Genomic DNA, 13,084 nt, shown 5'->3' on the forward strand with positions numbered 1-13,084 from the left:
GCACCCATTCACTCCCTCACACCAATCTTCCGGAAACGGTGGTTCCGCCATGCCCGTAAACCAGCACAGCGACCCCAACAGCAGCCCCTTCGAGGACCAGCTCTCCGCCGCCTTGCACGAGGCCGGAGGCGCCTTCGACGCCGATCGGGGCGCGCTCGCCGCCGCCGGGCAGGTGCGTGGGCGGCGGCTGCGGTTGCGGCGGCGGGCCGCTGTCGCCGGTGGGGCGGCCGGTCTCGCGCTCGTCGGTGTCGGTGGGGCGCTGCTCCTGCCGGGGGGAGGGTCGTCCGACCCGTCTACGGCCGGCGGCAACGTGGCCGCCCCGCCGAAGGCCAAGGCCTCCGCCACGCCCACCCGAGGGCCCGTCTCCGGGGACGAGCTCGTCCAGATGCTCGAAAAGCTGCTGCCGAAGGGGACGTTCAGCAACCCGCAGGCGCGCGGTACGCACGAGGACGCCCCGCTGCCGCCGTACGCGCAGGTCGTCTTCGACGACGGCAAGGGCGCCGCGGCCGTCTCCGTCGGCCTGAACCAGGTGCAGCCGGGCGGCACCCAGGCCCGGCAGCTGGCGGATTGCCCGGACAAGCTCCTCGCGGGATACGACAGTTGTGATGTGACCAGGCTGAAGGACGGGTCCGTCGTCAAGGTCGTCAAGGGGTACGAGTACCCGGACCGGCGCGTCGACACGAAGCTGTGGGCGGCGGACCTGGTCACCCCGACCGGGCAGCACGTCTCCGTGAGCGAATGGAACTCCGCCGCCGAGAAGGGCGCCGGGATCAGCCGGGACGAACCGCCCCTCTCTCCCGCCCAGTTGAAGGAGGTCGCCTCGGCCGAGGTGTGGCGGGGGGTCGTCGACGCCATTCCGGTGGACCCTCGCAAGCCGAGCGCGGAGCCGACGCCCACCGCCGCAGAGGCCAGCGGCAGGGCGGTGTCGGAGACGCTGGTCGGGCTGCTTCCCAAGGGGCTCACGCTGGTTGAGCGAAGCCATGACGAGGGCGGGTACGCCTATGTCGTGGTCGAGGACGGCAAGGGGCAGAGCTTCGTCCAGATCAACGTGCAGCCCGACATGCGGGATGTCGCCGACCAGCTCTACGGGGCCGGCTCCGAGACCCTTCCCGACGGCACGAAGGTCAAGGAGCGGCAGGGGCCGGGCGAGAAGGCCGGGTCGGGTGTCGTGATGTGGACCGTCGACACCTTGCGGACCGACGGTATGCGCGTGGTGATCAGCGCCTTCAACGCCCGTACGCAGAACACCGACGCGACCCGTCCGGCCCCGGCCCTGTCCATGAAACAGCTCCGGGAGATCGCCCTCAGCCCGAAGTGGCAGAACCTGTAGGGGGCGTCAGAAGAACTCCGACCACGGCTGGTCCCAGATCTGCTTCACGCACAGCACCAGGAACAGCAGCCCGGCCAGCGCCAGCATCACGTTGCTCAGCGGACCGTTGCGCCACTGGCGGGGGGTGCGGGAGGAGTTGAGGAGCCAGATCAGGGTGCCGGCGAGGAAGGGGAGGAACGCCGCGCCCAGGACGCCGTAGAGGATGATCAGGCGGAAGGGCTGGCCCTGGAAGAGGAGCACGATGGGCGGGAAGGTCAGCCACAGCAGGTACGCGCGGAAGGGCCACGAACGCTCGCGCTCGCCCGACGCGACCTCCTCGCCCCCGGCCTCACCCTCGCCCCCGGCCTCCTCCCCGGCCCCGCTCTGGGTCCCGCCGCGCTTCCGGTAGCGCGACACGAAGTCCGCGAACATCAGGCTCACGCCGTGCCAGACACCGATCAGCGAGGTGTAGGAGGTGGCGAAGAAGCCGATCAGGAAGAACTTGGCGGTGGCCGAGCCGTACTCCGCCTCCAGAATGTCGGTGAGCTGGATGAGGCCCTTGTCGCCGCTGGCGATGGCGACGTTCGCCGAGTGCAGCAGCTCGGCGCCGACGAAGAGCATCGCGATCACGAAGATGCCGGTCGTGGCGTAGGCGACGCGGTTGTCGAGGCGCATGACCTTCATCCAGCCGGTGTTCGTCCAGCCCTTGGCGTTGACCCAGTAGCCGTACGCGGCGAGCGTGATGGTGCCGCCGACGCCGCCGATCAGGCCCAGCGTGTTGAGGACGGAGTCCTTCTCGTCGGGCAGGACGGGGAGCAGGCCGGCGAAGGCGTCGGGGAGGTTGGGGGTGACGCGGATCGCCAGGTACACCGTCACCACGAACATGACGCCGACCAGGACCGTCATGACCTTCTCGAAGACGGCGTACTTGTTGAACCAGACGAAGACGAGGCCCACCACGCCGCAGGCGACGGCCCACCACTTGAGGTCCATCACGTCGGGGAACAGCGCCTGCAGGGGCAGCGCGCTCGACGACATCGCCGCCGCGCCGTAGACGAAGCCCCAGATCACGACGTAGGCGGCGAAGAAGTACGTGGTCCAGCGGCCGAGGCTCGCCCAGCCGTCGAAGAGGGTGCTGCCGGTGGACAGGTGCCAGCGGCCGGCCGCCTCGGCGAGCGAGATCTTCACCAGGCAGCCGACGATCGCCGCCCACAGGAGGGTGTAGCCGAAGTTGCTGCCCGCGATGAGGGTGGCGACGAGGTCACCGGCGCCGACGCCGGTGGCTGCCACGACGATCCCGGGGCCGATGTGTCGCCAACTCGATTTACGTGGGGTGGAGTCGATGTCGGATGGTGCCTCGGTGTCGGTGGGGTTTCCCGTGGTGTCCGCCATGGTGGTCAAGAAACCGCAAAGTACGGGAACTGACAAGAGGGCTTCGCGGGGACCGATCCAGAGTCGCGGGGAACCACGCGCGGGGCGCTACGGCTGTCGCCGACCGCAGCCGTCGCCCCCACACGTGCCGAGCTCGAACCAGACGGTCTTGCCCGGCCCGTCCTGGTGGCAGCCCCAGCGCCGGGCGAGCGCGTCCACCAGGAACATCCCCCGGCCGCTCTCCGCCCCGCCCGCCTGGAGCACCTGCGGGGTGCGGCGGCCGGTGTCGGCCACCTCGCAGCGCAGGACGCCGTGCGCGGCGGACAGCGTGAGCCGGAAGCGGCTCGCGGAGTGCAGCAGGGCGTTGGTGGCCAGCTCGCTCACGAGGAGTTCCGCCGTGTCCACCAGGTCCTCCTGCTCCGCAAGGCCCCATCCCTCCAGCTGTTTGCGGACCGCCGCACGGGCCTCGCGGACGGCGGCGGGGCGGGGGGCGTACTCGACGCTCAGGTGCCCTGCCCCCATGGGCGGCTGGGGGTACGCGCCGTACTGGGGATCGGGGTCCGCAGGGCGCCCCCCGGAGAGTCGCAGCATGCTTTCAGGGTGTCCGGCGGGGGCGTACGGCACACGGGGAGGACTACCTGATTCCATACCTGCGCCGTAGCCCGTCCGGGGGCACCGCCGCGAGCTCGTGGCGGGCTCCACGGCTACGCGTACTGCAGCCGTACGGTCGTTCCTTCGCCGTCGTCGCGGATGTCGACGTAGGCGCACACCTGCCGGGCGAACCACAGGCCCTGGCCGGGCTCCAGTTCGGCGGTGGGCGGCGGGACGAAACCGGCGAGGGGGTCGTCGACGCGGTGCGGTGAGCGCAGTTCGCAGACGCAGGCGGGTGCCTCGCCCCACAGCAGGGTGGCCGTGAGCGGACCGCCGAGGTGTGCGGCCGCCTCGGTGACGGACGTGGCGAACAGCTCCGCGTCCGCCGCGGGCAGTCCCCGCCCGACCGCCCAGGCACGTACGGCGTCCCCGTCCGGGCCCGGCTCGGGGAGCTGCTCGGTGTCGTACGAGGGCGGCGGCAGCGGTACGGCGTCCAGCTCGGCGGCGATGCGGACCGGGTCCTCGTAGACGCCGGTGTCGGGGTGGGTGCGGCGGGCCGCGGCGACGACGGCGGGGCCCGCGGTGCGCATGTCGTAGGCGCACAGGGCGGTGGTCGCCAGCGGGGCGAAGAGGAGGTTGGCGAGGGCCTCGTAGCGGATCCACTCGGCGCTTTCACGGGCGGAGCGGCCGGCGCGGCCGTTCCACACCGGTTCCATGAGGAGGTGGATTCGGCCCTGGGGTCCGGCGTGCGCGGCGACGTAACCGGCGCTGCGGGCCACGGCGTTGGCGGCGGATCCGGTGTACCAGTCGGTGTGCGGGACGAAGCCGACGTCCTGCGCGTCGGTGCCGAGGGCGTCGCGCAGGAGGTCGAGCTTGTCGGGGGCGGCGATGGCCACGGGCGGGGGTTCGGCGGGGGCGGCGAGGCCCTCGTGGAGGAAGGGCAGGGCGGCGGCGAGGAAGGCTTCGTCGGAGCCGTGGACGGCGATGCGGTGGTCGAACGACCCCTGGGGCGGGGTGGGTCGGGGGATCATGGCTTTCCTTGTGGTGGGTGGTGGGCGGTGGGGCTGGGGCAGGCGGTGGGGGTCAGCGCTGTGCGGTCACCCAGGCGGCGATCTGGCTGCGGTTGCTGAAGCCGAGCTTGCTGAGGATGCGTTCCACGTGGCCTTCGGCGGTGCGGCGGGCGATCACCAGGCGGTCGGCGATCTGCTGGTTGGCGAGGCCCTGGGCGACGAGTTCGGCGACCTCGGTCTCGCGCGGGGTGAGGCGGACCCCGTCGGCGGTGCGGTGGGGTGTGGCGTGGGTGGCCCGGGTCGGTTCGGAAGGGGGCTGTGCGGAGACGTACGCGTGCCCGTGTCCCTGCCGGGGCTCGCGCTCGCGTTCCTGTTCCTGTTCCTGTTCCTGCTTCTGCTGCTGCTCGTGATCGCTCAGCGCATAGCCGACGATGTCGCGCAGTCCGAGGGCCGCGCCGCGTTCGTGGGCGCGGTGGAAGGCGGTGTGGCCCACCGCCTCGCGCACACACGTCTCGCTGCTCAGGCGGGTGGAGTTGAGGGCGGCCGAGCCGAAGCGGTTGCGGTCGACGTCGGCCCAGGCGCGGTCGGCTCCGCCGAGCAGGACGGCGGCGCGGTCGTGGTCGCCGCGCTGAGCCGCGATCCTGGCGAGCAGGTCGAGGGTGAGGCCGATGCCGAGGACGTCGTGCACGGCGAGTTTGAGGGGCAGCGCCTCCAGGGCGTGCCGCTCGGCCTCCCACCAGTTGCCCTTCACGGTGTGGGCCAGGGCCAGTATCCGCAGGACGTACGACAGCACCCATTCCTCGCCATGCTCCGTACAGAGGCGGCGGGTCTCCTCGCAGACCTCGATCGCCTCGTCGGCCTCGCCGAGGAGGGCGAGGGCGCAGGCGAGTTCGACGTGGTCGAGGCCGACGACGCTGAGGTGCTGGCCGGGGGCGCGGCCGCGAGCGACGCTGGCGCGGAAGTGGTCCAGGGCGGCCGGCAGGTCGTCGCTGAAGAGGCGGATGACACCGACGACGTACTCGGCGTGGGCGGCCTCGGCGGCGTCACCGAGCCGTCGGGCCAGGTCGCGGGCCTGTGCGGCGCGGCGCAGGCCGCGGGTGAGGTCTTCGGGGCAGCCGGCGAGCAGCCCGGACACCCAGAGGGCGCGGGCGCGTTCGCGGGTGGGGGCGGGGCTTGCGTCGAGGGCACGGTCGAGCCAGTAGCGGCCCTCGCGCGGGACGCCGCTGGCGTGCCATTGGAACCAGAGGGTGCCGGCGAGGCGCAGACCGGCGAGGGCCTCGCCGGGGGCGGTGAGGCTGAAGTCGAGGGCGGCGCGCAGGTTGTCGCGGTCGGCCCGCAGCCGCGCGACGATCGCGGGCTGGCCCGGGCCGAACCAGGCCCGTTCGAAGGCGGCGGCCCGTTCCTGCATCCAGTCCCGGTGCCGCCGCCGCGCGGCCGGCTCCTCCCCCGGCCGCTCCCGCAACCGCTCGAGCCCGTAGTGCCGCAGCGTGTCCAGCAGCCGGTACCGCACCCCGTCGGGCCCCGCCTCCCGGCACAGCACGGACTTGTCGACGAGCCCGGCGACGGCTTCGAGAACGTCCTGTGCGCGGATGAGGGGGCCGGCAGCGGGGGTTCCCCTGAGGGCTTCCCCGGGGTGCCTTGTCCCGGCGCCGCCGGTGCCGGGTCGACCGCGCTCGCTCCCGCTCCCACCCCCACCACGACCACGGCCCGCGGCCCCACCCCGGGCCCCCTGCGGCACCTCCCCGGATAACGCTCCGCCCGCCCCCGCCCCGTCGGCACCGTGGCCGTCGCGCTCGCGCTCGCCCTCGCCCTCGCCCCGGCGGTCCCGCCCGTCGGCGCCACGGCCTTCGTCCGCCGCCACCGCCTCCGCCGTCTCCAGGTCGAACGTGCCTGCCAGGACCGACAGGCGGGACCAGACCAGTTGTTCCGCGGGGGTGCACAGTTCGTGGCTCCAGGTGACCGCGGCGCGGAGGGTCTGGTGGCGAGGGAGGACGGCGGGGCTGCCGGTGGTGAGGAGGCGGTAGCGGTCGTCGAGGCGTTCGAGGAGCTGATCGACGTCGAGGACGCGCATGCGGACCGCGGCGAGTTCGATGGCGAGCGGGAGTCCGTCGAGGCGGCTGCAGAGGCGGGCGACGGCCGCGCGGTTGGCGGAGGTCAGACGGAAGCCGGGGACGACGGCGGCGGCGCGGTCGGCGAAGAGGGCGAGGGCGGGGTAGCCGTCGGCGGCGGAGAGGTCGCCGTCCGGGTCGGGGACCTGCAGGGGCCGTACCTCCATGAGGTGTTCCTCGGTGAGGCCGAGGCGGTGGCGGCTGGTGGCGAGGATGCGGACGCCCGGGGTGCCGTGCAGCAGGGCCGCGGCGAGTTGCGCGCAGGCCGGCAGCAGGTGCTCGCAGTTGTCGACGACCAACAGCAGCCGGCGGTCCCGTACCTGTTGCACCAGCGCGTCCAACGGCGGCTGTGCGGAGTGGTCGCGCAGGCCGAGCGCGTCGGCGGCGGCGAGCGGGACGAGCGCCGGGTCGTGCAGCCCGGCGAGCGGTACGAAGCGCACGCCGTCGGGGAAGGCCCGCTCCAGGCGGGCCGCCATGCGCAGCGCGAGACGGGTCTTGCCGACGCCGCCCGGGCCGGTGAGCGTGACCAGTCGAGCGCGGGCCAACAGCTCGCGCCCGGCGGCCAGTTCGCTGCGCCGGTCGACGAAGCTGGTCGTCTCCACCGGCAGGTGGCAGTCCCGTCGTGGCGCTGATCCGCCCATGATCAGCCAGTCCTTCGGGGGTGTGGGTCTCTGCGCGGACTGCCACTCTCCCCTCGGCCCTACATATATGCACCTCACCGTCACACCCGCGGGTGCACTTTGCCGGGGACCGCTCCGGGAGCTGCGGTCGCGCGTACACTGCGCGGCCGGTTTCCGCTGGTTCGTACGGTCACCCCATGGCGCACTCTTGACCTGCTCATGCCACACGCCCACGATGAGCGGCACACCCGCACCAGCACGTCGCTGAACCACCCCCCGCTCCACTCCCCACGTCCGGAAGACCCCGGACTCCCTGGAGAAACAAGGAGATTTCATGCGACTTCGCATCCGCGGCTCGGGCGCCCGAAGCGGCAGACGCACCGCCGCGCTCGCCACCCTGCTGGCCCTGGCCCTCGCCGCACCCCTCACGGCGACCGCCACCGACGCGTCCGCCGACGGCGCCCAGAAGCCGGCCGCGTCCGCCGACGACATCCGGCAGTACGAGATCCACGTCCACCAGAACACCCCGGTCACGCGCACCGCCATCGCCGCGACCGGCGTGTCCGTCGACGAGGCCGACGAGGAGACCGTCGTCGTCTCGGGCCGCGCCGACCAGATCCGCAAGCTCCGCCAACAGGGCTACGAGGTCGCCCCGTCGGGTGCCGCGCCGGACCGGGTCGCCGGGGACGAGATGCGGCTCTTCGACTTCCCGTCGGCGGACTCGAAGTACCACAACTACGCCGAGATGAGCGCGGAGATCGACCAACGGCTCGCCGCCTACCCGAACATCATGAGCAAGCGGGTGATCGGCAAGTCCTACCAGGGCCGGGACATCGTCGCCATCAAGATCAGCGACAACGTGGCGACGGACGAGTCGGAGCCGGAGGTGCTGTTCACCCACCACCAGCACGCCCGTGAACACATGACGGTCGAGATGGCGCTGTACCTCATCCGCGAACTCGGCGCGGGCTACGGCTCCGACTCCCGGATCACCAGCATGGTGAACGGCCGCGAGATCTGGATCGTGCCCGACCTCAACCCGGACGGCGGCGAGTACGACATCGCGAGCGGGTCGTACCGGTCCTGGCGCAAGAACCGGCAGCCCAACTCCGGTTCCTCGTACGTCGGTACGGATCTCAACCGCAACTGGGACTACAAGTGGGGCTGCTGCGGCGGGTCTTCGGGGTCCACGTCCTCCGAGACGTACCGGGGCAAGTCCGCCGAGTCCGCGCCCGAGGTGAAGGTCGTCGCCGACTTCGTGCGCAGCCGGGTCGTCGGCGGGAAGCAGCAGATCACGGCGGGGATCGACTTCCACACGTACAGCGAGCTGGTGTTGTGGCCGTTCGGGTACACGTACTCCGACACGGCGACCGGGATGACGGCGGACGACTACAACGCCTTCAAGACGGTCGGGCAGAAGATGGCCGCCAGCAACGGGTACACGGCGGAGCAGTCCAGCGACCTGTACATCACCGACGGGTCGATCGACGACTATCTCTGGGGCTCGCAGAAGATCTTCTCGTACACCTTCGAGATGTATCCGTCGTCCAGCTCCGGGGGTGGGTTCTACCCGCCCGACGAAGTCATCGAGCGGGAGACGTCCCGGAACCGGGATGCGGTGTTGCAGCTTCTCGAGAACGCGGACTGCATGTACAGGTCCATCGGGAAGGCCGGCCAGTACTGCAGTTAGTCAGCGTCCCCTTCTTCGAAGTAGGCGTCCAGTACCGCGTCCAGTTGTTCGTCCCACTCCTTGAACGTGCTCCTGGCCGTCGCCTCGATCTCGATCGGGAACCAGCGGCGGTCAGGGGTGTGGACGGTGACGGTGTACCGCTTGCCGAAGCGGGCGGTCTCCGTCTCCACCGCGCCGATCTCGTCCCAGCGGAACTCGCACTCCTGGTCGTCCAGGGTGAGCCGGACGCCCTTGTGATCCGCGACGATCTTCGCGCGCCGGTCCGATGCCTCGAAGACGGGACCGTCGGAGGGCTCGTCAGAAGCCTCCCCGGAGGCCTCGTCAGAAGCCTCCCCGGAGGCCTCGTCGGCGACCACCTCCTCGGCGACCACCTCATCGGCCGAGGGCGCCTCCTCGGCCTCCTCACGCTTGGCCTTCTCCGGCTCCTCGCTCGCGGGCGACGTGAGCCCGGGAATGAAGGCCGGGTCGAATCCGGCGCCCTCCAGGGGCTGGCTGCTCGAACCTATACGCTGCTCCACACCGGGCAGTATGGTCGAAGATCCTGTGCCGGACATAGTCGGCCCCTGCATCGTTATCAGGAGCCCACCTCCGACGTCGACCGTTCATCCCAGGACGGCAAGAGCGTCGACCTCGATCAGCAGCCCTTCGGGGAGTCCGACATACACCGTGGTGCGCGCGGGTGCGGCCGCCGTGAGCGCCTGCTCCTCGAAGTAGCGGTCGTAGATCTCGTTGAACTCGGCGAAGTGACCCGTGTCCGTGAGGTAGACGCGGATCATCATCACGTCGTCCCAGCTCGCGCCGCCCTCCTCGAGGATCGCCTTGACGTTGGCGAGGGTCTGGAGGGTCTGCTCGCGCAGGGTGGGGCCGGCCGGCGTGGGGGGCTTGCCCTGCTCGGCGGGCAGGAAGCCGACCTGGCCGGCGACCTGGAGGATGTTTCCCTTCTTCACGCCGTGCGAGAACCTCGCCGGAGGAGTGGTGTGGGTCTTCGGGGTCAGCGCGATCTTGTCCGTCATCGAGATTCCTCCGTGGATACCCCCGCCTTCCGGCGGGAGGGAAAGGGACTCCTTCGGAACAGGGCAGGGAAAGTCGATTCGCCCTACGGGCGGATCGGCGTCCATCGCCGACTGTCACCAGGCGGTCACACGTTAGGCTGGAGCAGTAGTAGTAGTCCTGCCGGAGTACTCCCCGCTGATGGCGTCCGCGGTGCGGCGGACCAGCGGGAGCAGGGTGAGGAGTTCGTCGGCGGTGACGACGACGTTCGGCGCGGAGACCGACATCGCGGCGACCACCCGGCCGTCGGCGCCGCGGATGGGGGCCCCGACGCAGTTGATGGACTCCTCGTGGCCGCCGAGGTCGGTGGCCCAGCCCTGTTCGCGCACCTTGTCCAACTCCCTCAGGAAGGCGGGTGCGTTGGGGGTCGAACGGGCTGTGTAGAGGGGGTAGTCGAGCTTCTCCGCGAGGGCGCGCCGCTCGTGCTCGGGGAGATCGGCGAGGAGCAGTTTCGCCACGGCGGCGACGGTGATGGCGACGGGTTTGCCGATGCGCGAGTACATGCGCACGGGGTAGCGGCTCTCCACCTTGTCGATGTACAGGACCTCTTCCTCCTCGTAGACGGCGAGGTGGACGGTGTGGCCGCAGCTGTCGTTCAGCCGTACGAGGTGGGGGTGGGCGATCTCGCGGATGTCGAGGTTCTCCATCGCCTCCTGGGCGAGGGCGATGAGGCGGGCGCCGAGGCGGTAGCGCTGGTCGGACTGGCGGTAGACGAGGCCGTGCTCGTGGAGGGTGCGCAGGAGGCGCAGGGCCGTGGACTTGTGGACGCCGAGGCGGTCGGCGACCTGTCCGAGGTCGGCGGGGCCCTCGGCGAGCAGCGGCAGGATGCTCAGGGCGCGGTCGACGGTCTGGCTCATGGGGTGCGTACCTCCTCGTCGGCCCGGTGCGCGGCCGGGGTGGTCCAGCCGGGGCCGAGTCGAAGTGTCCCCCACGCCGTGTCGTCGAGGGCGGCCAGGCGGTCGGCGTGGTCCCGGGCGGGGGGCGTGGCGAGGTCGCCGGGGGCGGTGAGGGCGGCGGCCGCCATGAGATGGCCGTGGCGCAGCCGGTCGCGCACGGGCAGCCCGCGCAGGGTGGCGGAGAGGAACCCGGCGGCGAAGGCGTCCCCGGCGCCGACGGCGGCGACGATGTCGACGCGGAGGGCGGGGACGAAGGTGACGGTGCCGTCGGCGTCCTCGATGCCCTCCGGGCCGTCAAGGGACCTGTCGTACGCGAGGGCCCCGCCCCGGCCCTGCTTGACGACCAGGAGTTCCGGTTCGGGCAGCGCGTCGCGGATGGCGCGGGCGCCGTGCAGGCCCCAGGCGGCGCGTGCCTCGTCGGCGCCGACGAAGACGATGTCGGCGCGGCGGGCGAGGTCGAGCACGACGCGCGGGCCGTCGGCGTCGGGCCACAGCCCCGGCCGGTGGTTGACGTCGAAGGAGACGAGCGGCCGGCCGGGCCGGGGTTCGGTCAGCTCCCACATGAGGGCGAGGCAGTCGTCGGAGAGCGCCGCGGTGATCCCCGACAGGTGAAGTACGCGCCCGGCGCGCACCGCCGCCAGGTCCACGGTGTCCGCCGACATCGACGAGGCGGCCGACCCGGCCCGGTAGTAGGCCACCTCGTGGGCGTCGGTGGCCCGGTCCCCCGCCGTGCGGAAGTAGATGCCGGTCGGGCGCGCGGGATCACGCCGTACGGACGCGACGTCGACGCCGTAGGACCCGATCTCCTCGACGAGGTGGTCGCCGAAGCCGTCGGCGCCGACGCTGCTGACCCAGCGTGTCGGGTGTCCGGCCGCCGCCAGCACACAGGCGACGTTGGACTCCGCGCCGCCGATGGCGCGGTCGAAGGAGGGGACATCGGCGAGGCGGCCCGGCCGGGCGGGCAGGAAGGTGACCATGGACTCGCCGAGCGCGACGACGTCGACGACGTCGGGGGCATTGCGTGGTCCGGTGGGGGTCACGATCGTCGTAGCTCCTCGGTGGGGTCACGGCGGCCTCGTTGACCCCGCGTGGCCGAGATGTTAGACAGCAGTGAGCGACATACGCAATGCGTATTGCGCTTTGTGCAACGCACCAGATCAGGAGGGTCTGCATGAGCAGCGACGCACTCGCCCGCCTTGCGGAGGAACGTGTCGACCACCGCTTCAAGGGCCTCCCCCCGGACGCGGACGGGCTCACCGTGGGCGAGTTGGCCGCCCAGCGCCGCAACCTCTTCACCGACGGCTTCACCACGCCCGTCCTCACGCTGTCCGCGGAACGTCTGGAGCACAACCTGCGGCTCATGGAGGCGTACGCGGACCGCCACGGCCTCCTGTTCGCCCCGCACGGCAAGACCTCCATGGCCCCGCAGCTCTTCCGACGCCAGATCGAGTACGGCGCGTGGGGCATCACGCTCGCGGTGCCGCACCAGGTGCGGGTGGCGCGGGCGTTCGGGATCGAGCGGGTCTTCCTCGCCAACGAGCTGGTGGACCCGGCGGCCCTGCGCCGGATCGCCGCCGACCTCGCCGCCGACCCGGCCTTCCGCTTCCTCTGCTACGTCGACTCCGTGCGCGGGGTGGAACTGATGGACGCGGCTCTCGTGGGGGCACCGCGCCCGGTGGACGTCGTGATCGAGCTCGCCGCCGGCGACGGCGCCCGCACCGGTGTGCGGACCGAGGCGGAGTGCGCGGCGGTCGCGGACGCGGTGGCGGGCGCGGCGGCCCTGCGGCTGGTGGGCGTCGCGGGGTACGAGGGCGAGGTGCCCGAGGCCGATCCCGAGCGGGTGCGCGCCTGGTTGCGGCGGCTGGTCGCGCTGGCCGCCGACTTCGACAAGGCGGGGCGGTTCACCGGCGTCGAGGAGATCGTCGCCAGCGCGGGCGGCAGCGCCTGGTTCGACGCCGTCGCCGACGTCTTCGCGGAGATCCCCGCACTCTCGGTCCCCGTACTGAAGTTGCTGCGCTCCGGAGCGTACGTCTCGCACGACGACGGCCACTACCGCAGCCTGACGCCCTTCAACCGGGTCCCCGAGGAGGGCGCGCTGGAGCCCGCGTTCCGCCTGTGGGCGCAGGTGGTGTCCCGCCCGTCCACCGAGCAGGCCTTCGCCAACGCGGGCAAGCGCGACGCGGCATACGACCTGGACCTGCCCTTCGCGCAGGCGCTCCGCCGGGACGGCACCGAGCGTCCCGCCACCGGCGTCTCGGTCACCGCCCTGGCCGACCAGCACACCTGGCTGCGCACGACCGCGGAGGCGGACCTGGAGGTCGGCGACTGGATCGGCCTCGGCCTGTCCCACCCGTGCACGTCGTTCGACAAGTGGCAGCTGATCCCGGTGACCGAGGCGGACGGCACGGTCGTCGACTACATCCGCACGTTCTTCTAGGA

At 71.8% G+C, this 13,084-nt stretch carries 11 protein-coding genes; 3 read left to right on the forward strand and 8 right to left on the reverse strand.

Features of this window, described 5'->3' with window-relative positions:
- Positions 1–49 precede the first annotated feature (49 nt).
- A complete protein-coding gene (locus tag ACFYWX_RS06030; RefSeq protein ID WP_389422757.1) occupies positions 50–1,330 on the forward strand; it encodes a hypothetical protein in 1,281 nt (426 codons plus the stop codon).
- A 6-nt stretch (positions 1,331–1,336) separates the two neighbouring features.
- Here ACFYWX_RS06030 and ACFYWX_RS06035 read toward each other — a convergent pair whose 3' ends face one another.
- The 4 genes from ACFYWX_RS06035 to ACFYWX_RS06050 all read right to left on the reverse strand — a co-directional run bounded on the left by ACFYWX_RS06035 (position 1,337) and on the right by ACFYWX_RS06050 (position 7,030).
- Positions 1,337–2,701 (reverse strand): Nramp family divalent metal transporter, encoded by a 1,365-nt coding sequence (locus tag ACFYWX_RS06035; protein ID WP_389422758.1) that lies wholly within the window; start codon positions 2,699–2,701, stop codon positions 1,337–1,339.
- Between the two features lie 87 nt (positions 2,702–2,788).
- Positions 2,789–3,271 (reverse strand): ATP-binding protein, encoded by a 483-nt coding sequence (locus tag ACFYWX_RS06040; RefSeq protein ID WP_389422759.1) that lies wholly within the window; start codon positions 3,269–3,271, stop codon positions 2,789–2,791.
- 113 nt (positions 3,272–3,384) lie between these two features.
- Positions 3,385–4,302 carry an anti-sigma factor RsbA family regulatory protein gene (locus tag ACFYWX_RS06045; protein ID WP_389422760.1) on the reverse strand — a complete coding sequence of 306 codons (918 nt, stop codon included), beginning with the start codon at positions 4,300–4,302 and terminating at the stop codon, positions 3,385–3,387.
- A gap of 52 nt (positions 4,303–4,354) precedes the next feature.
- Positions 4,355–7,030 (reverse strand): ATP-binding protein, encoded by a 2,676-nt coding sequence (locus tag ACFYWX_RS06050; protein ID WP_389422761.1) that lies wholly within the window; start codon positions 7,028–7,030, stop codon positions 4,355–4,357.
- Between the two features lie 313 nt (positions 7,031–7,343).
- Between ACFYWX_RS06050 and ACFYWX_RS06055 the strand changes: the two genes are divergently transcribed.
- A complete protein-coding gene (locus tag ACFYWX_RS06055; RefSeq protein WP_389422762.1) occupies positions 7,344–8,699 on the forward strand; it encodes a M14 family metallopeptidase in 1,356 nt (451 codons plus the stop codon).
- Here the strand turns inward: ACFYWX_RS06055 and ACFYWX_RS06060 are convergent.
- The 4 genes from ACFYWX_RS06060 to ACFYWX_RS06075 all read right to left on the reverse strand — a co-directional run bounded on the left by ACFYWX_RS06060 (position 8,696) and on the right by ACFYWX_RS06075 (position 11,685).
- Complete coding sequence (locus ACFYWX_RS06060; protein WP_389422763.1) at positions 8,696–9,217, reverse strand: hypothetical protein; 522 nt, start codon at positions 9,215–9,217, stop codon at positions 8,696–8,698. The genes ACFYWX_RS06055 and ACFYWX_RS06060 overlap by 4 nt on opposite strands.
- A gap of 84 nt (positions 9,218–9,301) precedes the next feature.
- Entirely contained in the window at positions 9,302–9,712 is a 411-nt protein-coding gene (locus tag ACFYWX_RS06065) for a RidA family protein (RefSeq protein WP_389422764.1), read from the reverse strand.
- Between the two features lie 132 nt (positions 9,713–9,844).
- Positions 9,845–10,606, reverse strand: a complete 762-nt coding sequence (locus ACFYWX_RS06070) for an IclR family transcriptional regulator (protein WP_389422765.1) — start codon at positions 10,604–10,606, stop codon at positions 9,845–9,847.
- Positions 10,603–11,685 carry a sugar kinase gene (locus ACFYWX_RS06075; protein WP_389422766.1) on the reverse strand — a complete coding sequence of 361 codons (1,083 nt, stop codon included), beginning with the start codon at positions 11,683–11,685 and terminating at the stop codon, positions 10,603–10,605. The genes ACFYWX_RS06070 and ACFYWX_RS06075 overlap by 4 nt, the downstream gene beginning before the upstream one ends.
- Before the next feature lie 131 nt (positions 11,686–11,816).
- Here ACFYWX_RS06075 and ACFYWX_RS06080 point away from each other — a divergent pair, with 131 nt between their 5' ends.
- Positions 11,817–13,082, forward strand: coding sequence for an amino acid deaminase (locus tag ACFYWX_RS06080; protein ID WP_389422767.1), 1,266 nt, complete (start codon positions 11,817–11,819; stop codon positions 13,080–13,082).
- The last annotated feature ends 2 nt before the right edge of the window (positions 13,083–13,084 follow it).

Origin of the sequence: Streptomyces sp. NPDC002888 (genome assembly GCF_042888465.1) — a bacterium.
GTDB lineage: Bacteria > Actinomycetota > Actinomycetes > Streptomycetales > Streptomycetaceae > Streptomyces.